Genomic DNA, 23,003 nt, shown 5'->3' with positions numbered 1-23,003 from the left:
ATCAGAGTTTCACGCGCAGTCCGAGGCCTACCGTGCGGTCCTGGTAGCGGATGTCGCGCGGCCGCGTATCGCCGTCGCCCCAGAACTGGTGCAGGTCGGCGCCGAGGATATTGCTGGCGTTGAACACGACGGTGAGGTTCTTGTTCACGTCGTAGCCGAGCGACAGGTCGAGCTGGTTGGCCGGCTTGATTTCGTCGTTGATGCCGGCCACCGTCGGCTGGGTGAAGAAGTCGATGTAGCGGCTGCGGTAGTTGTAGGCCAGGCGCGCCGAGATGCCGTACTTCTCGTACATCAGCACGACGTTGCCGTTGTTCTTGGAAACGTTCTGCAGCGGCGTGGTTATGCTCGGGCCGCCGAGCGTTTGCGGCGATTTCGTCGAGCCGTTGACGCGCGTGTAGTTGACCTGCACGCCGAGTCCGCTCAACGCGCCGGGCAGGAAATCGAAGAACTGCTGGTAGGCCAGCTCCAGGCCGCTGAGATAGCCCGAGCCCGCGCTCTGCGGCGACGACAGCTGGTAGGCCTCGCCGTTGATCGTGACGTTGGTGACGTAGGTCTGGATGTAGCCGTTGATGTCGCGATAGAAACCGCCGGCGCTGAGGTAGCCGGACGGCGCGAAATACCATTCCAGCGACGCGTCGAAATTCTTCGAGCGGATCGGCGTCAGGTTCGGGTTGCCGCTGCTCGCGTAGCCGGCGCGGTTGATCGTGCCGGGCGTCAGCGAAATCGACGGATTGAGCGAGCCGAAGTCCGGATACGTCAGCGTCTTCGCCGCGGCCAGGCGCAGCTGCAGGTCGTCGCGGAAATGCCAGTTGAAGCTGGCGTTCGGCAAGTAGACCGGGGCGCTGGTCGAGACGGAAAGCGGCGAATAGGTATTGGTCGAGCTGTCGTAGGAGAACGCGTCGAGACTGCGCTTGACCCGCTCCGCGCGGATGCCGACCAGGCCGTCGAACGGCATGCCGAGCAGCTCGTTGCCGTAGGCGACCTGGAAGTAGCCGGCCAGCGACTTCTCGCCGATGCTGTAGAAACGGCCCGGATTCTCCGGCGCGAGGCCGGTCGGCAGGCCGTAGAGCGTGCGCAGCGCGTCCGCGTTGTTGATCAGATAGTCGTAGCAGCCGGTGAGCCAGGACACCGGAATCGCGTCGGTCGTCGGCATGCTGCAGAAATAGCCGTTCGGAAACCGCGCGGTCACCTGGTTGGCCGGATTCGGATTGGCCGGCACGTCGCCGGTGCCGCCGGGCGGCGGCGTGGAGATTTCCGTGCTGCCGTGGTACGTCGCCTTATGGTCCGCGTAGCGCAGCCCGAAATCCACGTATTGCAAGAAGGACGAGCCAATATCGTAGTTGCCGTCGGCGCGCCACGCGGTCTGCTTGGCCTGCTGCGTGTTCCAAGTCTGGAACAGGCCGTTGAGATAGTAGTTGGAGGGATCGAGCTGCAGATTGTTGCCGATCGTCCAGTTCTGCTGCTGTCCGCCCGTGCCGCTCCAGACGGTGGTGATCGGCGCCTTCAGGAACGTGTCGATGATGAAGTTCTGCAGATGGAACGAGGTCAGGTTCTGCGACAGATCGGAAGATAGGCGCAGCCGGTCGCCGTGCCACTTCACGCCGATCGAGTTCTGGATGTCGTGGCCCCATTCCTGATGCGCCTGCGTGCTCGTGGCGGCGTAGTTGTTGCCGGACCAGGTACCGCTCGCGGCATCGCAGATGGTCTGGCCGTAGTAGTCGCCCGCGAGTTGATCGGCGTAACAATGGTTGGTGACGGTCACGTTGGTCGGCGTGATCGCGCCGACCGGGAAGCTGAAGTAGAACGGCTGGTTGTAGTTGTCGCTGACCCAGGCGTAGAGCCCTTCCGCATAGAACTCGGTGCTGTCGTTGGCCTTCCACTGCAGGGCATAGTTGAATTCCGGACGCTTGCGGTCGCCGATGTTGTAGTCCGCGCCGAAACCGTTCGGCACGGCGATCAGGTTGCCGTTCGAGGTGAGCATTGGATTGCCCGAGGCATCCTTGAGCACGGTCGGGAAATCGCCCCAGACCGCGTTGTAGTCGTAGTGCAGGCCCATGTAGCTGAAATTGACCAGCGCACCGACTTCGCCGACGTCGGTCTGCCAGCGGTTGCTGAGCAACAGGCTCGCGGTCGGATCGGTGTGGCCGCCGTACTTGCTGTGCGTTTCCGTCAGCGTGGCGGCGACCTTGCTGCCTTCGAAGTCGAACGGCCGGAACAACTGCATGTCGACCACGCCGGCGATGCCGCCGTCGGGCAGGCTCGCATCGCTGGTCTTGTACACCTCGATTGCCTTGACCGCGGTGGCCGGAAGATTCTGGAACGCGAACGAGCGGCCGACGCCGCTGAAGATCTCGCGGCCGTTGAGCGTCGTGATCACGTTCGGCAGGCCGCGCACGACCACGCCCGTCGTCTCGCCCTGGAAGCCTTGCGCGACCTGCACGCCGGTGATGCGCTGGATCGCGTCGGCGACGCTGTTGTCCGGCAGCTTGCCGATATCCTCGGCGACGATGGAGTCGACGATACCGCGTGCATCCTGCTTGAGCGTCTGCGCGCTCTGCAGGCTTTCGCGCAAAGGCGTCACCGTCACTTCGGACAGCCTCACCGCCTGCTGCGGATCCGCATTCGTGGCGGTGGCCGCCTTCTTCGTCTGGGCAGCGTCGTCGGTCGTGGTCTGGTCGGCTGCCGTTGACGAATCCGTCGGGTTTGCCGCCGGCGCAACTTCGGCGGCGTGCGCCTGGAAAAGTGCCGTGACGATCATCGCCGCGAGCAGGGTCGTTCGTGTGCGAATGCGATTCATGTTGCCTTGTCCTCCCAAGGTGATCTTGTCGAGTGTGGAATTGCCACGACCGCCGCTCAGCGCTGGCGACCGCGATCTTTGTTGTCGATCGGAAACAGTTGCGCCGCGTCCGGCACCACGCCACGCGGTGCGCCGCTCAACGCGCGCAGGATGTCGACTTCGCGCTGGCGATACGGCGTGCCGTCCGTGTGCAGCACGTCGTGGAACCACAGTGGCGGCTGCTGCAACGTGTATGGCCGCTCCCACGAATCCCACGGATAGCGCGTCTGCTCCTTGCCGTCGACGAAGCCCCAGTTGACCATGCCGACGTCGAGCTTCTTCGCCGGCGGCAGCACGCCGTCGATCGTCGAGCCGTTGCCGCGCGCCATGTATTCGGTGCAAATCAGCGGGCGGCCGTATTTTTCGAGCTGGCGCACGCGCGCGGCGAACTGCTCGGGCCAGTCGTAGTTGTGGAAGCTGATGACGTCCGATTGTTCGAGCTGGGTGCGTTCCACCGTATTGAGCCTGGCCGTATCCGACCAGTCGTCGTCGTGCCATACGCCGCTGGTCAGCGGCTGCGACGGCGACGCGCTGCGCGCCCAGTCGAACACCTGCGGCAGGAGTTTCGCGACCAGCTCGTTCTTGTTTTTCGGTTCGTGGGTCTGATAGTGGCCGCCGCCCTCGTTGTCGGGCTCGTTCCAGACGTCCCATGCGAGCACACGCTTGTCGTTGGCGAAACTGCCGACGATGTCCTTCACGTAGCGCTCCAGGCGCGGGTACTGCGCAGGATCGGCCAACGCGACGCCGGGGCTTTGCACCCAGCCCGAGTTGTGCACGCCTGGAATCGGCGGATGCTGCGGCCCCAGCTTCGGCTCCGGATCCCAGCACGAGTCGAACAGCACGAAAATGGGCTTGATGCCGTGCTTGGCGGCAATGGCGAGGAACTTGTCGATGCGCTGCTTGAACCCCGGAGCGTCCTGCTGCCAAAGCAAGTCGTGCAGAAACACGCGCATCGTGTTCATGCCGAGCCCTTGCGCCCAGCCCAGTTCGAGGTCGATGCGTTCCGGATCGAACGTGTCGGCCTGCCACATTTCCAGTTCGTTGATCGCGTCGGCCGGCAAGTAATTTGCGCCGAGGATCCAGCGCTGCTGCGAATACCAGGCCTTTGCCTTCGTCTCGGACCAGCGCGCCGGGGTTTCGGCGGCATGCAACGACGACAGCGACAATGCAAGGATCCATATCGAGAGTAAGCGTTTCATGTGATCTCCATGCCTGCGCCATCAACGCGACTGCGGCGCAGCCGTGGTCGAGAATTCGTAGACCATCAAATGCCGGTACTCCTTGCCCGGATCCAGGCGCGCCGAACCGAACGCGGGCTGGTTGGGCGTATCGGGGAACAATTGCGGCTCGAGCACGAAAGCATCGCCCTGCCGGTACGGGTGTCCGCCGGTGCCGACGGTGGTGGCGTCGAGAAAATTGCCGGAATAAAACTGCAAGCCGGGCTGCGCCGAAAGCAGGGTGAGCACGCGGCCGGATTTCGGGTCCTCCACGCGCGCGACCATGCGCGGCGCTTTCGCCGCCTCGCGGCTGATCACCCAGTTGTGGTCGTAGCCTTTGGCGAGCACGAGCTGCGGTTCGCCGGCCGCGCGGATGTCGCGGCCGATCGGCTTTGCCTCGCGGAAGTCGAAAGCGGTGCCCGCAACGGATTTGAATTCGCCGGTCGGAATCGAGCCCTTGTCCGTGGGCAGATACGAATCGGCCGGTATCGTCAAACGCTCGTCCATGACCGAGCTGGAACCTTCGCCGGACAGGTTCCAATAGGCGTGATTGGTCAAATTGACGATGGTCGGTTTGTCGGTGGTCGCGCGGTATTCGATCGACAGGCGATTGCGCTCGTCGAGCGTGTAGATCGCCGCGAGATGCAGCGTGCCGGGATAACCCATCTCGCCATCGGGGCTCGTATAAGTGAACTGGACGCTCGCCGTGTCGGCGTCCTGCTTCACTTCGCCGATCGTCCAAAGCACCTTGTCGAGTCCGCGCGGGCCGCCGTGCAGCGAGTTCTCGCCGTCGTTGAGCGGCAACTGGTAAGTCTTGCCGTCGAGCACGAAACGTCCGCCGGCGATACGGTTCGCGTAACGCCCCACCGTCACGCCGAAAAACTGCGGTTTCTCCCGATACTTCGCCGCGTCGGCATAGCCGAGCGCGATGTTTTCGCTCTTGCCGTCGCGGTCCGGAACGGCCACGTATTGCAAACCGGCGCCGAGCGCGAGCACGCGCACACGCATGCCGTGCGCATTGCTCAATACCACAGCCTCGACCTTCGTGCCGTCGGCGAGCGCGCCGAAATTCTCGCGCGCAACAGTTGCCGCATGCGCCTGCGCGGCCATGCAGGCGACCGCCGCCACGCCGACGCTCGCCACCGTTCGTACTGCATTTGTCATGATCGACCCATCCTCGCGAAGCCGAACGTCGGCTGTAGTGTTTAGTCAGATTTATAAGATAAATAATATCCGGCAGGAAAAACTGCAAGCTGCACCGCAGCAACATGGACGCCGCCGCATCCCGGCCGGCGCGCGTCGGGAATTGTCTGTTTGATATGCTTTGCCGATGAAACCACTGGATCGAACGCGGCAAGCCGGCAGACTGACCCTGACCGAGCAACTGCTCGACACCCTGGGGCAGGCGATCGTCACCGGCGAGTTCGACGGGCGCAGCTTTCCGACCGAGGCGGAAATTTCGGAGCAGTACGCGACCAGCCGCAGCGTCACGCGCGAGGCGGTGAAGATGCTCACCGCCAAGGGCATGCTCACCGCGAGGCCGCGCAGCGGCATCACCGCGCAGGCGCAGGAGCGCTGGAGCCTGCTCGATCCGGACGTGCTGCGCTGGATGCTGGAGCGCAAGTTTTCCTACGACCTGCTGCGCCATTTCACCGAAATGCGCCTTGGCCTCGAGCCCGCCGCGGCCGCGCTGGCGGCGCAGCATGCGACGCCGCAGGCGCTGCGTAGCATCGAACAGGGACTCGAGCGCATGGCGGCGGCGGAACGCGGCGACGGCGACTCGCTCGCCGCGGACATCGCCTTCCACGTGTCGATTCTCGAGGCGACCGGCAATCCGTTCTACATGCAGCTCGACCAGCTCATCTCGACGGCGCTGAAGATTTCCATCCGCATGACCAACCGGATCAAGGGCCACACCGCCAGCGTGCCGGCGCACCGGCGCGTGTACGAGGCGATCCGCGCGCGCGACCCGCAGCGCGCGCGCGCGGCGATGAGCAGCATCTTGAGCGAAGTCGGCGAGCTGATTTCCTCGCAGAGCGATGCCGAACGGGCGCGCGTCAAATCACGCAGGAAGTGAGCTGCCGCGTATCCGGTCTGCTGGTTGGCTCAATTCTTTGGTTCGTCATTCCCGCCGGAAGCATGCGGGAATGACGAGCTTGGGCCATCCTTGGCAGAGACGTCAACCGAGAATTGACGCCAATGAGGTGCAGTACCGCGCACCGATCCATCCCTCGCCCCCGGGGCGAACCGGCGCGGGAAATGCGGGTTGGCGGATCGATCGCCTATTGCAGCAATGCGTTGACCGCTTCGAGATCCTTGGTGGACATCACGCCGGCCGCTTCCTTGAGCAGCAGGCCATTGAGCACGAATTGATGGCGCGCTTGCGAATACGCGCTTTGCGCCTCCAGCAGCGTGCTCTGGCTGGTCAGCACGTCGAGGATGGTCTTGGTGCCGACTTCGAAACCGGCCTGGGTGGCATCGACTGCGCTCTGCGCGGAGACGACGGAGGCCTTTGCCGCCTCGACCTCGCTGATGCCGGCGATGACCGCGCGGTAGGCGTTGCGCGTGTTGGCGTTGACGGTGCGCCGGGTCAGTTCGACCTGGTCCTGCGCCGCGTCGCGCTCGAACACGGCCTGCCGCGTCTGCGAGGAGACGAGACCGCCCGAGAAGATCGGAATGCTGAGGGTGACGCCGATCGTCGTGTCGCCGCTGACGCTGTTGCCGTGCAGCGGCCCCACGTTCGCGCCGTTCGGGCCGAAATAGCTCGAATTGCCCCAGCCCGGCGTCACTTGCCGTTGCAGCGTCGCGTTGAGGGTGGGGAAATGGCCGGAGCGCTGCGTCTGGATGTTGTATTCGGCCGAATCGAGCGACTTCTGCGCCGAGGCCAGTGTCGGGTTCTGCTTCGCGGCGAGGTCGACCCACGCCTGCATGTCGGCGGGAACGGGCTTGTCGAGCGGGATTGGATCGCGCAGCTTCTTCAGATCGCCGAAACTTTTGCCGATGATCTGCACTACGCCCTCGCGCGCCGTTTCCACGGCGTTCTGCGCGGTGATGACCTGGGCCACGGAGGCGTCGTGCTGCGCGCGTGCGACGTGCACGTCGGTGATCGCGGACAGGCCGACCTTGAAGCGCTCGTCGGCCTGGTCGAGCTGCTTCTGCAGCGACTTCTCGTTGAGCTGCGAGAAGGTGAGCTGGTCCTCGGCCGTGAGCACGTTGAAGTAGGCGGCCGCGGTGCGCACGAGCAGGTCCTGCGAGGCGGCGTCGTAGGTGAAGTCGGCGCCTTCGGCCAGCGCGTTCGCGCTGCGCAGGCGGGTGATGTCGCCCCAGTTGAACAGCGTCTGGCTCAGTTGCACCGTTGCCGGGCGCGAACGTTGGCGCACGTATTCCCCGGACGAAATGATTTCATACTGCTCGCCCGTGGTGCCGTCGGCGTTGGTGACCGTCACCAGGTCGGGCGCATGGCTGTTCGTGCCGGTGTCGCTGCGGGCGTAGCCGTAGCTGCCGTTGATCTGCGGCAGCAGCGCGGCGCGCGCCTGCGGCGCGCCTTCCCGGGTGACGAGGCGGTTCGCGTCGGCCGCGGCGAGCGTGGGGTCGGCTCCGCGCGCCTGCAGGTAGATCTGGCTCAGGTCTTCCGCGTGCAGCGGCGAGGCTGCCGCAACGATCGCGATCGCCGCGACGAGGATGCCGGGCTTTAGGCGCCCGTATGCGGCATTGTGGAGGAGTATATTTTTCTGCATTGTGGAATTCCCAGGAGAATCGGATGTCCGCGGCCGGCGTTTCAGAGCGTGAACTGCGGCGCCGGCGCCGCATGGGCGAGATAGGGCAGGTCGGTTTCGAACAGCGGCTCGCTGCTCCATTCGCCGCCGCCGTCGCGCGTGCACAGGACGGCGTGCTGCACCGGCGAGATGCCCGCGATCGCGACCAGGCGACCGCCCGGTTTGATCCACTCGCGCCAGCGTGGCGGAAGCGCGGCGACGGCGCCAGTGACAAGCATCACGTCGAACTGCTGCTGCGGCGCGTAGCCCGCGACCGCGTCGGCGTGCTCGATGTGCACGTTGCGCACGTCCGCGGCCCGCAGCCGGGCGCGCGCGGTTTCGACGAAATCGGCGCGCAGTTCCACGCTGGTGACGTTGCCGCCAAGCTGGGCGAGGCAGGCGGTGAGGAAGCCCGATCCGGTGCCGATCTCGAGCACGCTTTCGCCTTGCGCCGGCGCCGCCGCCTGCAGCAGGCGGCCTTCGAGCACGGGCTTGAGCATCACTTCGCCGTGGCCGAGCGGCAGTTCCAAGTCGGCGAAGGCGAGGCTTTTCAGGGCCTCGGGCACGAAGTCCTCGCGCCGCACCGCGCCGAGCGCGTCGAGCACGCGCACGTCGAGCACGTCCCAGGGGCGCACCTGCTGTTCGATCATGTTGTTGCGGGCGAGTTCGACGTTGAGCGACATGGCGGGCTTCCGGCTTTTGCGAAAAGAATCAAAGAATAAAGTCTGGGGATTGCGCCGGCAATCGTACGATGCCGCAGTCCGCGGCGGCGCTCGAAGTGCCGGAAGTCATTCAAACCTTCCGCGATCGTCGCGCATCGGCGCTGACGCCGAGTTGACGCGGATCGTCCAATGCGATGTTACCAATCGGTAACGGAAGAATGTTATCGGTTCGATCGTCCTCATTCACGCTCCCGGCGATGAAATTTCCTTCATGCGGACTTCAGGCCCGTGCCGTCGTGGCCACGTTTCCCGAACCCGGATGCGAGACGGCCTCGCCGCGTCGCACGTGAAACCAGGCGGCGTACAGCGCGGGCAGGAACAACAGAGTCAGCGCGGTGGCGATGAGCAGGCCGCCCATGATCGCCACCGCCATCGGCCCGTAGAACGCGCTGCGCGACAACGGGATCATCGCCAGGATCGCCGCGAGCGCGGTCAGCACGATCGGACGGAAACGGCGCACGGTCGCGTCCACTATGGCGGTCCAGCGCTCGTGGCCGGCGGCGATGTCCTGCTCGATCTGGTCGACGAGGATGACCGAGTTGCGCATGATCATGCCCATCAGCGCGATCGTGCCGAGCATCGCGACGAAGCCGAACGGCACGCGGAACACCAGCAGGAACAGGGTCACGCCGATCAGACCGAGCGGCGCGGTCAGGAACACGAGCAGCACGCGGCTGAAGCTGCGCAACTGGATCATCAGCACGGTCAGCACGACGATCAGGAACAGCGGCATGCCGGCGTTGACCGACGCCTGGCCCTTGGCCGATTCCTCGACCGCGCCGCCGACTTCGAGCAGGTAGCCCGGCGGCATCGAGGCATTGATCGCATCGAGCTGCGGCAGCACCTGCGCGGTGACGGTCGGCGCCGTGGTGTCGCCGTAGATGTCGCCGCGGATCGTCACGGTCGGCAGCCGGTTGCGGTGCCAGATGATGCCTTCCTCGAAACCGTAGCTCACGTTCGCGATCTGCTTGAGCGGCACGCTGGTGCCGGACGGCGTCGGCACCGCGAGGCTTTCGAGCAGCGACAGGCGCGCTCGCTCGTCGCTCGGGCCGCGCAGGTCGACCTCGATGAGCTGGTCGCGTTCGCGGTAATACGTCACCGGCACGCCCGACAGCGAGCTCTGCAGGAAGTTGGCGAGGTCCTGCGAGGACACGCCGAGCACGCGCGCGCGCTCCTGGTCGATGTCGAGCTTGACGACCTTGGACGGCTCTTCCCAGTCGAGATTGACATTGCGCAGGATCGGATTCTTGCGCATCACGTCGGCGACCCGGCGCGACAGTTCACGCACCGTGGCGATGTCTTCGCCGGACACGCGGAACTGCACGGGATAGCCGACAGGCGGCCCGTTCTCGAGGCGCACGACGCGCGCGCGCAACTCGGTGAAATCCCTGTCGAACAGCTCGATCAGGTCGGCGCGGATCTTCTCGCGGTCGGCGAGCGACTTGGTCAGCAGCACGAACTCGGCGAAGCTGGCCTGCGGCAGTTGCTGGTCGAGCGGCAGGTAGAAGCGCGGCGCGCCGCTGCCGACGAAATTGACGTAGTTTTCCAGTTCGGGGCGCTTGGCGAGCCAGGCTTCGAGTTTCTTTACTTGCGCTTCGGTGGCGTTGAGCGAGGCGCCTTCGGGCAGCTTGAGGTCCACCATCAGCTCGGGCCGCGTCGAGTCGGGGAAGAACTGCTGCTGCACGAAGCCGAAGCCGGCGATCGCCAGCACGAACGTGCCGACCGTCGCGCCGATCACGATCCAGCGATGGCCCACGCACCAGTCGAGGAGGCCGCGGAACGCGCGGTAGAACGGCGTCGCGTACGGATCGTGGCCGGCGTGCGGCGCATGCTCGCCGGTGACGATGCGGCGCAGGCGCGGCGGCAGTTTGTGCAGCCACGAATTCGCCGGCGGCGGCGCCTGGTCGCGTTCCGGCAACAGTTTGTAGCCGAGATACGGAATCAACATCACCGCGGCGACCCACGAGATCAGCAGCGCGATCGTCACGACTTCGAAGATCGAACGCGTGTACTCGCCCGTGCCGGACTTCGCCGTCGCGATCGGCAAAAAGCCCGCGGCGGTGACCAGCGTGCCGGTCAGCATCGGGAACGCGGTCGAGGTATAGGCGAACGCGGCGGCGCGCACGCGGTCGTAGCCCTGCTCGATCTTGATCGCCATCATTTCGACCGCGATGATCGCATCGTCCACGAGCAGGCCGAGCGCGAGCACGAGCGCGCCGAGCGAGATCTTGTGCAGGTCGATGCCGAAGTACTTCATCGCGGCGAACGTCATCGCGAGCACGAGCGGGATCGACAGCGCGACGACCAGGCCGGTGCGCAGGCCGAGCGAGAAGAAGCTGACCAGCAGCACGATCGCGACCGCGATCGCCAGCGTCTCGACGAACTCGCCGACCGAGCGCGCCACGGCGCGCGGCTGGTCGGTGACGCGCTCGAGTTCGAGGCCGACCGGCAGGGTCCGCTGCAGGCGCGCGATCGCCGCGTCGAGATTCCTGCCGAGATGGATGATGTCGCCGCCCGCGCGCATCGATACGGCGATGCCGAGCGCGTTCTTGCCCATGAAGCGCATGCGCGGATTCGGCGGGTCGGCGTAACCGCGCGTGACCTTGGCGATGTCGCCGAGGCGGAACAAGTTGCCGTTGGCGCGGATGGAGATGTTGCGGATCGCTTCGACCGAATCGAACGCGCCCGTGGTGCGCAGGTAGATGCGGTCGCTGCCGGTCTCGAAGCTGCCGGCGGGCGCGATCGCATTCTGCGCAACGAGGGTGGCCTGCAACTGGTCGAAGCCGACGCCGAGCGTGGCGAGCTTGGCGTTGGACAGTTCGATCGTGACCTTCTCGTCCTGCAGGCCGATGAATTCCACCTTGGCCACGTCGGGCACGCGCAACAGTTCGAGCTTGAGGCGCTCGGCATAGTCGCGCAATTGCGCGTCGGTGTAGCCTTCGCCGCTCAGCGCATAGATGTTGCCGAAGGTGTCGCCGAACTCGTCGTTGAAGAACGGCCCGAGCACGCCCTGCGGCAGGGTGTAGCGGATGTCGCCGATTTTCTTGCGCACCTGGTAGAAGAAATCGGGCACGGCGCTGGCCGGCACCGAGTCCTTGATGACCACCATCACCACCGATTCGCCCGGACGCGAATAGCTGCGCAGGTAGTCGAGATCGGGCAGTTCCTGCAATTTCTTTTCGATCTTCTCGGTGACCTGCTCGGTCACTTCGGCCGCGGTCGCGCCGGGCCATTGCGTCTGCACGACCATGATCTTGAACGTGAACGGCGGATCTTCGGACTGGCCCAGGCCCAGGTACGACCACACGCCGATCACGGCGAGCAGCACGATGAAGTAGCGCAACAGCGACTGGTTGCGCAGCGACCATTCGGAGAGATTGAATCGGGTCATGGGCGACGGATGGTCTGGGCCTTATGCGGAATGGCGGCGCGATTCGTCGTGCCCCTGCGCGAGCGTGCTGGCGTGTCGGGATTCATGGAAAGAAGCCGATGCCCTTGGCCATCAGCGCGGCGCAGAGGATCGCGAGTACGAGCAGGGCCAGCTCGACATGCACGATGGAACGCAATCGGCGCTGCGCGTCCGCGGCGAGCTCGGGCACGCGATTTTCGGCCGGCGTTTTGCGCCAGGAAAGAAATGTCAGCGTCGGCCGGATCGAGAGCAGGCCGATCGCGACGAACAGGATCATCTTCGCGATGAACGGCGCACTGTGCAGGTAGTACGCCGCACCCTTCTCGAACCACGCCACGCGTGCGACGCCGACGACGATGAGCGTGATCGCGGCGATGCCGTAGACCGCATCGGCCTGGATCAGGCGGCGGCCACGCTCGACGGTCAGTTCGCCGCGCAGCATGACGAGTTCGATGGCGAGCGCAACGGCGATCGCGAACGCAGCGAGGTGATGGACAAAGGCGGCGAGGGCTGAAGCGAGCATGTGCGGCCTCCCTCAAAGCGCGAGCGGACGATTGAGCGCGTCGACCGGTGCGACCGTCTCGCCTTCGCGCAGCTTGTGCACGCCGGCGGTGACGATCCAGTCCTGTACGCCGACGCCGTGCGACAGGACCACGCCTTGCTCGCGATAGGCGGAAACGACGACGGGCGCGAGTTTCACCTGGTGCGTCTTCGCATCGACGATCCACACCGCGGGCTTGCCGCCGAGTTCGTAGAGCGCCGGCAGCGGGATCAGCGTCTGGCCGGCCGTGCCGGCATCGGCGAAATAGACGCGTGCGGTCTGGCCCAGGCGCGGTGCGGCGCTGGCGTCGTCGAAGCTCACGCGCACGCGGTAGGTGCGGGTGACGCGGTCGGCTTCCGCGCCGATCTCGCGCAGATGGCCGCCGAGCCGCTTGCCGGCGTCGGCCCAGGATTCGATCGCGACCGGCGTGCCGACCTGGTAGGCGTGGATGCGGCTTTCGGGCACGGCGATCTCGACTTCGACCGCGCCGTCGCGCGCCAGCGTCGCAATGGTCTGTCCCGCCGCGACCACCTGTCCGGCTTCGGCGCTGATCGCGGTGATCGTGCCGGCATGGTCGGCACGCAGTACGGCGTACCCGGCCTGGTTCTTGGCGCTCGCCAGCGCCGCCTGCGCCTGCGCCACCTGCGCCTGCGCGACCTTGCGCGCGTTGAGCTGCGAGTCGAACTGCGTCTGGCTGACGTAGTGTTGCGCGTACATCGCCTTGTAGCGCTTGTATTCCGAGTCGGCCAGATCGAAGTTGGCGCGCGCGGCGACGAGATTGGCCTTGACGCTGTCGAGTTGCAGGTGCAGATCGACCGGATCGAGCTCGGCCAGCGCCTGGCCCGCCTCGACATGGTCGCCGACGTCGACCAGACGCGACTTGATTTTGCCGTTGAAGCTGAAGCCCAGGCCGTTGACGCGGAAGCCGAGCTGGCTTTCGTAACGCGCGCGCACGTCACCCGAATAGACTTCGGCGTTGATCGTATCAGCGGGTTGCGGATGCGCGACGATGGCGCTGCGCGGCGGCGGCGGCGCGGTGGCATGGCTGCCGCAGCCGGCGAGGGCGGCCGCGCCCATCAGCGCGAGCAGGCTCGCGGCGGCGCGGACGGCCGGGCGGATGATGGTGCGAAAGGCAAGATCGGACATGGCCTCTATTCCGTATCGTCGAACGCGGACTTGCTGCGGGGCAGGTTGCGAATTCCGTCGATTCGCGCAAGAGTACACGCGCCCGGACGAACGGAGTTTTTCACATCGCGAACCCATTTCGTGTTACTCTACAATTAGTAAACTGAACTGTCCAGTATTTTTGAAGTGCGAGAGCGGTTCGCCGCCGCGTCTCGCGACGAGTCCCGAAGATGTCCAAGCCATGTCAGCGTTAGCCGTTCCCCGATCCGCCGGCCCCGGTCGTCCCAAGGACATGGAGAAGCGCGCCGCCATCCTCGAGGCGGCCAAGCAACTGTTCGTCAAGCAGGGCTTCGAGGGCACGAGCATGGATGCGATCGCCAACAAGGCGGGCGTGTCCAAGCTCACCGTCTACAGCCACTACCGCGACAAGGAAACGCTGTTCGCCGAAGCGGTGAGCAGCAAGTGTCAGACGCTGATGCCCGAGGCGTTGTTCCGCGCCGATCTCAAGGGTCCGCTGCGCAAGCAATTGTTCGCGATCGCTCGCGCGTTCTTCGACTTGATCACGAGCGAGGACGCGATCGCGATCCACCGCACCATCGTCGCCAATGCCGCGAGCGCGCCGAAACTCGCGGCGCTGTTCTGGGAGGCCGGCCCGACGAAAGTGAAGCAAGGGCTGGAATCGTTCCTGCGCGCCGAGGTCGAGGCGGGTAAGCTCGACATCGCCGACCCGTACCGCGCCGCCACGCAGTTCTATTGCCTGCTCAAGGGCGAGTGCCATGCGCGCCTGGAATTCGGCTGCGGCGAGCCGCCGACCGCACGCGAGATCGACGAACACCTCAACGCGACGGTCGATTTCTTCCTGCGCGCCTACGCGCCGCGCTAGGCTCGCTTCGGGAATTTCCCGTCGCCGTCATTCCGCTTTCGCGGTAATGACGGCGGTTGGGTCTTTCGAATCGCGTGAGACTTGCTAGCGCGCCGCCTTCGTCGGCGTCCCGTCAAGCTGCTCGATCCTGGCCATCGACGGGCCGCGCTCCGCACGCAGTTTCGCCGCCACCGTCTCGGCTTGCGCCATCACGCGCAACAAATTGCCGCCGGCGACCTTGGCCAGGTTTTCGTCGCTCCAGCCGCGGCGCGCCAGTTCGGCGAGCAGCGCGGGATATTTGTCGACCCCGTCGAGACCTTCCGGCGCTTCCGGGATGCCGTCGAAATCCGAACCGATGCCGACGTGATCGACGCCGGCGACCTTGGCGATGTGCTCGATATGGTCGGCGACTTCGGCTAGCGTGACCTTCGGCGCCGGATGCGCCTTTTCCCACTCGGCCAGCGCGGCCTTGGCGCGCGCGGGATTGCCGATGTAGAGGCCACCGAACGGCGGGCTGCTGTAGCGCGCCTGCTCGGCGGAGCGATCTGCGTCCCAGCGGCGGTACGCGTCGGAAACGTAGTCCAGCGCGAAGTTCGCCATGACCACGCCGCCGTTCTTGGCGACGCGGCGCAGCACCACGTCGGAAACGTCGCGCGGGTGGTCGTCGATCGCGCGCGCCGAGGAGTGCGAGAAGATCACCGGCGCCTGCGACACGTCGAGCGCGGCGTTCATCGCCTCTTCGGAGACGTGGGCGAGATCGACGAGCATGCCGAGCCGGTTCATCTCGCGCACGACTTCCTTGCCGAACGGCGTCAGGCCGTGATGCGCGGGCGCGTCGGTGGCCGAATCGCTCCAGTCCGTGTTCGAGGAATGCGCCAGCGTCATGTAGCGCGCGCCGGCGTCGTAGCACTCGCGCAGCACGGCCAGCGAGTCGTTGATCTGATGGCCGCCCTCGATGCCGATCATCGAGGCGATCTTGCCTTCCTTGTGGATGCGGCGGATGTCGGCCGCGGTGTAGGCCATGGCGAAATCGCGCGGCCAGCGCGCCGCCATCGACTTGACGATATCCATTTGCTCGAGCGTGACCTGCACGGCCTCGGGCCCCTTGATCGACACCGGAATCCACACCGACCAGAACTGGCCGCCGACGTGGCCGGCGCGCAGGCGCGGGATGTCGGTCATCAGCTTCGCTTCGCCTTCGGGAGCGGGCAGTTTCGTGGTGTCCGCGGCGAGATCGATCTTGGTCACGTCGCCGCCGAAGCGCGTGCGGATCTCCCACGGCAGGTCGTTGTGGCCGTCGATCAGCGGCGTCTGCGCGAGCACGCGCGCTACGCGGGCGTTGACATCGTCGCCGACCGCGGAGGCCGGTGCCGTGGCGAGCGTCGCGGCGATCGCGGCGAACAGGAGCGGAAACTTCAGGCGCATCGGAGTGGTGGTCATTTCTTTGCCTCGACTGGGGTGAACATCAGGTCCTGATAGTCATAACTGAAATCGGCGAGCGGCGAAACCGGTTTCATCGTCACGCGCTCGACTTTGCCGTCGGCGTCGATCGCGAAGGTGACGTAGGCGGGTTCGATCGCCTTGTCGGTGAACTTCGTCGTGAAGCTGTCGTACTGCCAGTGTTCGAGCGTGCCGTTCATGCGCGGCGTCGACTTGAAGTCGATCGTTAGTTTGCCCTTCGCGATCCCGACGTCGATGTTGCCATACCACGGGTCGTTGTAGGTGCCGGCGTAGCGCGCGAGCGCCAGCGACGGGCCGACCTTGGCCGGCGTCGCCGCCTTGGTCTTGTATGTCTTGAGTCCTTCGGCGATGCGCTGCTTCTTGAAATCGCGGAACTTCGCCGGCCAGTCGTTGAGCGGCGCGCCGAGGTAGTGGTCGAGCAGCTCGAACATCAGGCCGCTGATGATCTCGCCGTCCTCGCTGTTGATCGTGATCGAGAAGCCGATTTTCTTTTCCGGCACGAGCACGACCGCGGTGAGTTCGCCGAACACCGCGCCGCCGTGCCAGATGATCTTCGCGCCGCGGTAGTCGCGCACGTCCCAGCCGAGCGCGTAAGTGTCGAACAGCGGCTGCGTGGCCTTGAGCGGCTCGGGCCGCGGCGCGATCGGCTGAAGCACCATCGGCTTCCACATTTCCTTCTGCGCCGCCTCGCTGAACAGGTGCGCGTCGCCGTCGACGAGTTTGCCGCCGGCGAGCTGGATGCGCAGCCAGCGCGACAGGTCGTTCGCGCTGATCGACAGGCCGCCAGCCGGCGCAGCGTTGCGGCCGAGCTCGTCGCGCTCGTCGAGCACTTCCTGGTCGCCCGCGCCGCGCAGGCCGCCGTTCATGCGCGCATGCGGCCAGGCGCGGTTCGGATCGGCGAAGTGCGACTCCGGGTCGGCCACGGCGTGCAGCATGCCCGCGGGCTTGAACAGGTGCTCGACGGTGAAGTGCTCCCAGGTTTCGCCGGTCACCGCCTCGATCAATTGCCCGGCGACCATGTAGAGCACGTTGTCGTAGGCGAAGCCGCTGCGGAAGCTCGTCGCCGGCTTGATGTAGCGCAGGCGCTTGACCGATTCGGCGCGCGACAGGTTCGTGCGCGGCACGAACATCAGGTCGCCCGCTCCGAGGCCGAGGCCGCTGCGGTGCACGAGCAGGTCGCGGACCGTCATCTCGCGCGTCACCCACGGGTCGTACATCTGGAAGCCCGGAAGTCGATCGATGACCTTGTCGTCCCAGCCGATCCTGCCCTGGTCGACGAGGATGGCGAGATCGGCCACGGTCATCGCCTTGCCGGTCGAGCCGGTGTCGAACAGCGTATCGGCGTCGACCTTCTCGGGCGAGCTGAGCTTGCGTACGCCGAAGCCCTGCACGAACGTGACCTTGCCGTCTTCGACGATCGAGATCGACAGGCCGGGCACGCCGATTTCCTTGCGCAGCGATTCGACGCGTTCGGCGAAACCGTCGGGCGGCGCCGCGACGGCGAACGCGGGGCAGGCGATCAGCAGGGCGAACGGCAGCAGGCGTTTCATGGAAGCTCCTCGGTGATGGCGGGACGGCGGCGCAGGCGCGCGACGCCGAAGGTGAGCAGCGGGACGACGTAGACGAGAAGAAACAGGATCGCGAGCAGGCGATAGCCCTTGGCGATCAGCGCGACGAGGCCGATGCGGTCGGCGAGCAGCATGCAGACGGCGAGCAGCACGACGGCGATGAGCAGGCGCGCGCGCGGCGACAACGCGGCGCCGCGTGCGGCCAGCCAAGCCTTGGCGATGCGCTCGTTGATCGCGTGCACGGCGCCGGTGCCGCTTTCGAGCAGCGCGGCGAAGATCATGAGCTGGAACAGCAGGTGGAACCACGGCAGGTTCATTTGGCGCAAAAGAAAATCCGACGGCAGCGTCTGCGCGCCGATCGCGGGATAGAACGCGACCATGCAGGTGAAGAACAGCACCGCCGGCAGGATCGCGAGCGGGCCGGCGATCGCGCCGGCGACGACGGCGTCGCGGTCGCTGCGCAGGTGGCGCAGCACGGGCAGGATCACGACCGCGCCGACGATGTTGTAGCTCGCGTAGGCGATGCCGCCGAGCGCCCAGTTCGCCGTCGCCGGCGCGTCGCTCGCGAAGCCGGCGGCGATGCGCTCGCCGAAGCGCGTGAACGCGAGGACCACGAACAGGAAGTAGACGCCGTAGAGCAGGAACGAAACGTACTTGAACAGACGCTCGACCGAGGCGTTGCCGAACATCGCGAAAGCGGCGATCGCGACGAGCAGCGCGAGCGTGCCGGAGAGAGGCGGCAGCCCGGTCAGCGCCGTGCCGATCTCGCCCGCGGCGGCGCCGAACACGGCGAGGATCAGCACGACGAAGATCAAATATGCGATCTCGAACACGATCCAGCCGCGGCCGAGCAGGGCGCGGAAGAAGCTCAGGTAGTCGCGCGCGCCGTGCGCGCGGGCGAACAGGAACGTGGCCATGCAGACGATGCTCCACAGCAGCATCGCGAGCAGCATCGCGGCGAGTCCGCCGCGCGGGCCGGACGGCAGGAAGAATTCGGCGAGCTCGCGCCCGGTGGCGTAGCCGCCGCCGATGACGACGGCCTTGAACGCGAACCCCGGCAGCAGGTAGCGCTGGAACCACGAACTGCTGGCTTCTGCGGTGCGCATCACGCAGTCGCGTCCGCGCGGCGCAGATCGGCCGCGGCGATCTCGGCGGCGCGCGCGTCTTCGATGCGGCGCGCGTTCGCATCGAGCGCGAGGAACAGCAGCGCGGCGGCGCAGGCGATGGCCGCGAGCAGCGCGAAATACGCCGCATGACTCGCGTGGCTCCACAGCGTGCCGACGAATCCCGCGGCGAGGCTGCCGCTGAAGATGCACAGATACCAGCCGCCGACCGTCGTCGCCCCGAGCGCGGGCGGCGCGAGGCGGGCGAACAGCCCGAGCCCGGTCGGCAGCACGTACAGCTCGCCGAGGGTGAACACGACCGAATACGCGAGCAGCCACGACCAGTGCGCGCGGCCGTCGCCGGCAAGCTGCGCCGCGAGCGCGAGCAGCAGGTAGGAAACCGCGACGAGCACCGCGCCGCCCGCCATCTTGCGCATCGACGAGGCGACCTTGCCGCGCCGCGCGCGGCGCTGCCAGAAGGCGAGCAGCGGCGGCGTCATCAGGAACACGAACAGGGGATCGAGCGACTGGAACCAGGTCATCGGGATCGTCATCGCACCGAACGCGCGGTCGACGCCTGTGTCCGACCACAGCGGCACCGTGTTGCCGATCTGCTCGTAGGCGCCGCGGAACACGGTCACCGCGAGGCCGACGCCGAGCAGCAGCAGGAAGGTCTGCTTGCCGTTGCGCAGCGGCGGCGCATTGCCGGATTCGCACCGCGCGGGCCGCGGCTCCGGCAGGTACTTGCCGCCGAGCAGGTACACGATCAATCCGAGCAGCATGCCGACGCCGGCCGCGCCGAAGCCGACGTGCCAGCCGTAGAACTCGCCGAGCGTGCCGCACACGAGCGGGGCGAGAAGACCGCCGAGGTTGATGCCGACGTAGTAGACGTTGTAGGCCCAGCCGCGGCGCGGATCGTCGCTGCGGTAGAGGTCGTTGATCTGGCTCGGCAGGCTCGGCATGAACAGGCCGTTGCCGAGCGCGATCGTCGCCAGCGCCGGGTAGAACAGCGGCTCGCACGCCATCATGAAATGCCCCAGGGCCATCGTCGCGCCGCCGATGATGACGGAGCGGCGCTTGCCGAGCCAGCGGTCGCACAGGATGCCGCCGAGGATCGGCGTGAAGAACGCCATCGACGTGTACGCGCCGTAGATCAGCGAGGATTTTTCCTGGCCGAAGGCGAGCTGCTTGGTCATGTAGTAGACCAGCAGCGCGCGCATGCCGTAGTAGGAGAAGATCTCCCACATCTCGGTCAGGAACAGGATCGTCAGCCCGCGCGGCTGGCCGAACCAATTCGGACTGAGTGTCGTCACGTTCTTGCCGCGCAGTGTCGACGCAGTCATGTCGCCGCTCTTGATCCCCACACTTCCTTGCCCACCCAAACGTGGCCGTCGTCGTAATTCAGAGACGGCGTGCGATCCTGCGCGAGAAACACCGGCCCGTCGAGATCGACGATGTCGCAGAGCTGGCCGACGACGAACGCCGGCGCCATCGCCCAACTCGTGCCGACCATGTTGCCGACCATCACGCCGAGCCCGAGCCGCCGCGCCTCGCGCGCGATCGCGAGCGCTTCGGTGAGGCCGCCGCACTTGTCGAGCTTGATGTTGACGACGTTGAAGCGGCCGATCAGTCCGGGCACGTCGGCGAGGCACAGCGCGCTTTCGTCGGCCGCTATCGGCACCGGCGAAGCGAAGCCGTCGAGGTCGGCCTCTTTTCCGCGCTGCAACGGCTGTTCGAGCAGCGACACCTTCGCCTCGACCAGCGTGGGAATCAATTCGCCGAGCGTGCCGATCGCATAGCCCTGGTTCGCATCGACGCCGAGCCAGACCTCCGGCCTCGCCTCGCGCACCGCACGCACGCGCGCGATGTCGAGGTCGGGTTCGCCGGTCAGCTTCATCTTGAGCGCTTTCGCCTGCGCGAACTTGCGCGCGCCGGCGGCCATCTTCGCGGGTTCGTCGGCGCCCATCGTGAACGTCGTGACGAGCGGCTTGACCGAATCGAGGCCCGCCAGCTTCCAGACCTCCTTGCCGCTGCGGTGCGCCTCCAGATCCCACAGCGCGCAGTCGAGCGCGTTGCGCGCGCCGCCCGGCGGCAGCAGCGCCTGCAGCGCGGCGCGGTCGATGCCCGCTTCGATCGCGCCGCGGTTGGCCTCGATCGCCGCAACCATCTCGGGCGCGTTGTCGCCGAGGTAGTAGACGCCCGAGGCCTCGCCGCGGCCGCGATGCGTGCCGTCGTCGAGCGTGACGACGACGGCATCCTGCGCCTCGAACACGTAGCCCGAGATGTGGAACGGCTCGGCCAGCTTGAGTTTCTCGACCGCAACCTGAAGCGCGAGCGCGGACATCAGTAGTTCACTCCCCAGCCGATCAGGTGGAAGGCGAACGCGACCCAGAGCACGACGAACGCGGACAGCGCGAGCACGACGCTCCAGAGTTTCGCCGGCCAGCGCCGCCCGCCGCCGCGCCATACCGTCCACAGATTCCACAGGCTCAGCGCGAAGCCGCCGATGAAGGCGAGGAAGCCGAACACCTGGTCGAAGCGCAGCACCGGATCGAACTTCGCGCTGGTGTTGTTGAGATCGGAGAACATCGTCAGCACCGAGGCGATCCACGCGCCGAACGCGAGCAGCATCAGCAGCGCGCCGATCTTGCCCGCGCGGTAGGCGCTCAGCGCCTTCGGCGCGAGGTCGAGGCGCGCGCCATACTTGCGGCGCACGATCGCGGCGACCGGCCAGACCAGCACCGTCAACAGCAGCGCGGCGAGACTCGCGTAGAACGCGGGCGTCAGCCACGCGCCGTTGTGCGCGATGTCGGGGCGCAGCCACACTTCGAACGGGCCGACGAGGCCGTAGCTGAAGCGCACGACCCGGCCGTCGACGACTTTCGCGGCGAGCAGGTCGTGGCCGTTCGCGTCCTGCCAGACGAACGGCGAGATTTCGATCCACCGGATCGGCTTGCCGTCGAGACCCTTCGCCTCCGGAACCAGCAAGCCGCCCTTGTCGTCGACCGCGACCTTGGTTTGCCCGATCAGGCCGATCACCGAAAAGAAATTCGTGAACGCGCCGCGCGAAGCGACCCAGTTGCCGGTCAACATCTGCGCGTGCTGCTTCGCGGTCGCGTCATCGATGTGCGTGGCGCCGCGCGGGCCGGGGAAGTAACGGTCGGCGAAGTCGCTGAACAGTGCAACGCGCAGGTGATGCGCGGCGCCTTCCTTGCCGGCGCTGTTGAACGACACGTAGAAGCCGACGTTCTCCTTGGGGAACAGATGCAGCGAGGTGTGGAAATAGTCGGTGTCGCCGAGATGGCCGATCACTTCGCGGCCGTTGATGTTGGTCTCGAAGAAGCCGAGTTCCATGCGGTTGAGCGGCGGCAGCAGTGTCAGCGGGCTGTCGTGCATCCGCTTCGCGGTTTCCTCCTTGAGGATGCGGTTGCCCTTGTACTCGCCGTTCTGCAGGTGCGCGATCATGAAGTGCGCCATCTCCTCGGCGGGCGAGGCCACCGAACCGGCCGGCGCCGGGCCGACCATTTCGAACTTCTTCGCGCCACCCGACGCGGTCTGGTAACCGGTCGCCATCAGCGGCACGAGTTCCTTCGGCAGCGGCTGGCGGAACGTCGAGTGGGTCATCTCCAGCGGCGCGAAGATGTGCTTGTCGACGTAGTCGTAGAACGATTCGCCCGAAACGCGTTCGACGATGTAGCCGGCGAGCGAGGTCGCGTAGTTCGAATACGCCGGCGTCGTGCCCGGGTCGAACACGCGCGTCGGCGTCCAGCGCTTGAGCAGGGTGACGTAGTCCGGCGCGTTCGGGTCTTCGGTGATGATGTTCTTGATCTGCTCCTCGAAGCCGGCCGTGTGCGTCATGACGTTGCGCAGCGTGATCGGCTTGCCGTCGCGCGGCGGCACCTGGAAGTCGGCGGGGAGATATTGGTTGACGTCGGCATCGAGATCGAGCTTGCCCTGTTCGACGAGCTGCATCACCGCCGTCCAGGTGAACAGCTTCGACACCGAGCCGGGGCGGAACAGCGTGAGCTTGGGATCGACCGGCTTCTTCGCGGCGACGTCGGCGTAGCCGAAGCCGCGTTCGGTGAGGATCTCGCCGTCCTTGACCACGGCGACGACCGCGCCGGCGATGTCGCCGGTGGCGAGTGCGTACGGCATGTAGCCATCGAGCCAGGCGTCGACGTCGGTTTTGGTCAGAGCCGTGCCACCGGCTTCGGTGGCCGGTGGCGTAACCGCCGCCGCGGCCGGCAGCGGTTCGGCCGGGTTCTGCGCCGACAGCGATACGGTCGTGAGAGCAGCCAGCGCCGCTGCAAGCCATACAAGTTTTTTCATGGTCTTCATCTCTGCAATCAATCGTTTTGCGCGTCATTCGCTTTCACGCTCGTGCCATTTCATCGGCGTATTCAT

Annotated in this window: 16 protein-coding genes; 2 read left to right on the top strand and 14 right to left on the bottom strand. The window is 66.2% G+C overall.

Features of this window, described 5'->3' with window-relative positions:
- Position 1 precedes the first annotated feature (1 nt).
- From QM741_RS03795 to QM741_RS03785, 3 genes are read right to left on the bottom strand one after another with little or no spacing between them, the layout of a single operon-like run.
- Positions 2-2,797, bottom strand: coding sequence for a TonB-dependent receptor (locus QM741_RS03795; protein ID WP_415206410.1), 2,796 nt, complete (start codon positions 2,795-2,797; stop codon positions 2-4).
- A gap of 56 nt (positions 2,798-2,853) precedes the next feature.
- Positions 2,854-4,035 carry a 1,4-beta-xylanase gene (locus QM741_RS03790; RefSeq protein ID WP_415206409.1) on the bottom strand — a complete coding sequence of 394 codons (1,182 nt, stop codon included), beginning with the start codon at positions 4,033-4,035 and terminating at the stop codon, positions 2,854-2,856.
- 21 nt (positions 4,036-4,056) lie between these two features.
- Positions 4,057-5,217, bottom strand: coding sequence for an aldose epimerase family protein (locus QM741_RS03785; RefSeq protein WP_415206408.1), 1,161 nt, complete (start codon positions 5,215-5,217; stop codon positions 4,057-4,059).
- A 166-nt stretch (positions 5,218-5,383) separates the two neighbouring features.
- On the opposite strand from QM741_RS03785, the gene QM741_RS03780 reads away from it, so the two are divergent.
- A complete protein-coding gene (locus QM741_RS03780) occupies positions 5,384-6,130 on the top strand; it encodes a FadR/GntR family transcriptional regulator (RefSeq protein ID WP_415206407.1) in 747 nt (248 codons plus the stop codon).
- A 205-nt stretch (positions 6,131-6,335) separates the two neighbouring features.
- On the opposite strand, the gene QM741_RS03775 is transcribed toward QM741_RS03780, so the two are convergent.
- The 5 genes from QM741_RS03775 to QM741_RS03755 all read right to left on the bottom strand — a co-directional run bounded on the left by QM741_RS03775 (position 6,336) and on the right by QM741_RS03755 (position 13,626).
- Complete coding sequence (locus QM741_RS03775) at positions 6,336-7,790, bottom strand: TolC family outer membrane protein (RefSeq protein ID WP_415206406.1); 1,455 nt, start codon at positions 7,788-7,790, stop codon at positions 6,336-6,338.
- A 41-nt stretch (positions 7,791-7,831) separates the two neighbouring features.
- A complete protein-coding gene (locus QM741_RS03770) occupies positions 7,832-8,491 on the bottom strand; it encodes a protein-L-isoaspartate O-methyltransferase family protein (RefSeq protein ID WP_415206405.1) in 660 nt (219 codons plus the stop codon).
- A 259-nt stretch (positions 8,492-8,750) separates the two neighbouring features.
- Positions 8,751-11,921 (bottom strand): efflux RND transporter permease subunit, encoded by a 3,171-nt coding sequence (locus QM741_RS03765; protein ID WP_415206404.1) that lies wholly within the window; start codon positions 11,919-11,921, stop codon positions 8,751-8,753.
- An 82-nt stretch (positions 11,922-12,003) separates the two neighbouring features.
- Positions 12,004-12,462, bottom strand: a complete 459-nt coding sequence (locus QM741_RS03760; protein ID WP_415206403.1) for a DUF2214 family protein — start codon at positions 12,460-12,462, stop codon at positions 12,004-12,006.
- A gap of 12 nt (positions 12,463-12,474) precedes the next feature.
- Positions 12,475-13,626, bottom strand: a complete 1,152-nt coding sequence (locus tag QM741_RS03755) for an efflux RND transporter periplasmic adaptor subunit (protein ID WP_415206402.1) — start codon at positions 13,624-13,626, stop codon at positions 12,475-12,477.
- 220 nt (positions 13,627-13,846) lie between these two features.
- Here QM741_RS03755 and QM741_RS03750 point away from each other — a divergent pair, with 220 nt between their 5' ends.
- Positions 13,847-14,488 (top strand): TetR/AcrR family transcriptional regulator, encoded by a 642-nt coding sequence (locus QM741_RS03750; protein ID WP_415206401.1) that lies wholly within the window; start codon positions 13,847-13,849, stop codon positions 14,486-14,488.
- Between the two features lie 84 nt (positions 14,489-14,572).
- Here QM741_RS03750 and QM741_RS03745 read toward each other — a convergent pair whose 3' ends face one another.
- The 6 genes from QM741_RS03745 to QM741_RS03720 are packed head-to-tail and all read right to left on the bottom strand — an operon-like array spanning position 14,573 to position 22,928.
- Positions 14,573-15,907 (bottom strand): dipeptidase, encoded by a 1,335-nt coding sequence (locus QM741_RS03745; protein WP_415206400.1) that lies wholly within the window; start codon positions 15,905-15,907, stop codon positions 14,573-14,575.
- Positions 15,904-17,478, bottom strand: a complete 1,575-nt coding sequence (locus QM741_RS03740) for a serine hydrolase (RefSeq protein WP_415206399.1) — start codon at positions 17,476-17,478, stop codon at positions 15,904-15,906. Before QM741_RS03740 ends, QM741_RS03745 begins: the two co-directional genes overlap by 4 nt.
- Entirely contained in the window at positions 17,475-18,602 is a 1,128-nt protein-coding gene (locus QM741_RS03735) for a hypothetical protein (protein ID WP_415206398.1), read from the bottom strand. Before QM741_RS03735 ends, QM741_RS03740 begins: the two co-directional genes overlap by 4 nt.
- Complete coding sequence (locus QM741_RS03730) at positions 18,602-19,942, bottom strand: peptide MFS transporter (protein WP_415206397.1); 1,341 nt, start codon at positions 19,940-19,942, stop codon at positions 18,602-18,604. Before QM741_RS03730 ends, QM741_RS03735 begins: the two co-directional genes overlap by 1 nt.
- The gene (locus tag QM741_RS03725) at positions 19,939-20,943 is read right to left on the bottom strand and encodes a dipeptide epimerase (protein ID WP_415206396.1); all 1,005 of its coding nucleotides are present in this window, start codon (positions 20,941-20,943) and stop codon (positions 19,939-19,941) included. Before QM741_RS03725 ends, QM741_RS03730 begins: the two co-directional genes overlap by 4 nt.
- Complete coding sequence (locus QM741_RS03720) at positions 20,943-22,928, bottom strand: serine hydrolase domain-containing protein (protein WP_415206395.1); 1,986 nt, start codon at positions 22,926-22,928, stop codon at positions 20,943-20,945. Before QM741_RS03720 ends, QM741_RS03725 begins: the two co-directional genes overlap by 1 nt.
- Positions 22,929-23,003: the final 75 nt, after the last annotated feature.

This window comes from Rudaea sp. (assembly GCF_047601565.1).
GTDB lineage: Bacteria > Pseudomonadota > Gammaproteobacteria > Xanthomonadales > Rhodanobacteraceae > Rudaea.
This window is presented reverse-complemented; position numbering and strand designations above follow the sequence as displayed.

Excerpts from the sequence above, each read along its gene's own strand:
- QM741_RS03795 (WP_415206410.1), bottom strand. The coding sequence starts at position 2,797 with ATGAATCGCATTCGCACACGAACGACCCTGCTCGCGGCGATGATCGTC.
- QM741_RS03790 (WP_415206409.1), bottom strand. The coding sequence starts at position 4,035 with ATGAAACGCTTACTCTCGATATGGATCCTTGCATTGTCGCTGTCGTCG.
- QM741_RS03785 (WP_415206408.1), bottom strand. The coding sequence starts at position 5,217 with ATGACAAATGCAGTACGAACGGTGGCGAGCGTCGGCGTGGCGGCGGTC.
- QM741_RS03780 (WP_415206407.1), top strand. The coding sequence starts at position 5,384 with ATGAAACCACTGGATCGAACGCGGCAAGCCGGCAGACTGACCCTGACC.
- QM741_RS03775 (WP_415206406.1), bottom strand. The coding sequence starts at position 7,790 with ATGCAGAAAAATATACTCCTCCACAATGCCGCATACGGGCGCCTAAAG.
- QM741_RS03770 (WP_415206405.1), bottom strand. The coding sequence starts at position 8,491 with ATGTCGCTCAACGTCGAACTCGCCCGCAACAACATGATCGAACAGCAG.
- QM741_RS03765 (WP_415206404.1), bottom strand. The coding sequence starts at position 11,921 with ATGACCCGATTCAATCTCTCCGAATGGTCGCTGCGCAACCAGTCGCTG.
- QM741_RS03760 (WP_415206403.1), bottom strand. The coding sequence starts at position 12,462 with ATGCTCGCTTCAGCCCTCGCCGCCTTTGTCCATCACCTCGCTGCGTTC.
- QM741_RS03755 (WP_415206402.1), bottom strand. The coding sequence starts at position 13,626 with ATGTCCGATCTTGCCTTTCGCACCATCATCCGCCCGGCCGTCCGCGCC.
- QM741_RS03750 (WP_415206401.1), top strand. The coding sequence starts at position 13,847 with ATGTCAGCGTTAGCCGTTCCCCGATCCGCCGGCCCCGGTCGTCCCAAG.
- QM741_RS03745 (WP_415206400.1), bottom strand. The coding sequence starts at position 15,907 with ATGACCACCACTCCGATGCGCCTGAAGTTTCCGCTCCTGTTCGCCGCG.
- QM741_RS03740 (WP_415206399.1), bottom strand. The coding sequence starts at position 17,478 with ATGAAACGCCTGCTGCCGTTCGCCCTGCTGATCGCCTGCCCCGCGTTC.
- QM741_RS03735 (WP_415206398.1), bottom strand. The coding sequence starts at position 18,602 with ATGCGCACCGCAGAAGCCAGCAGTTCGTGGTTCCAGCGCTACCTGCTG.
- QM741_RS03730 (WP_415206397.1), bottom strand. The coding sequence starts at position 19,942 with ATGACTGCGTCGACACTGCGCGGCAAGAACGTGACGACACTCAGTCCG.
- QM741_RS03725 (WP_415206396.1), bottom strand. The coding sequence starts at position 20,943 with ATGTCCGCGCTCGCGCTTCAGGTTGCGGTCGAGAAACTCAAGCTGGCC.
- QM741_RS03720 (WP_415206395.1), bottom strand. The coding sequence starts at position 22,928 with ATGAAAAAACTTGTATGGCTTGCAGCGGCGCTGGCTGCTCTCACGACC.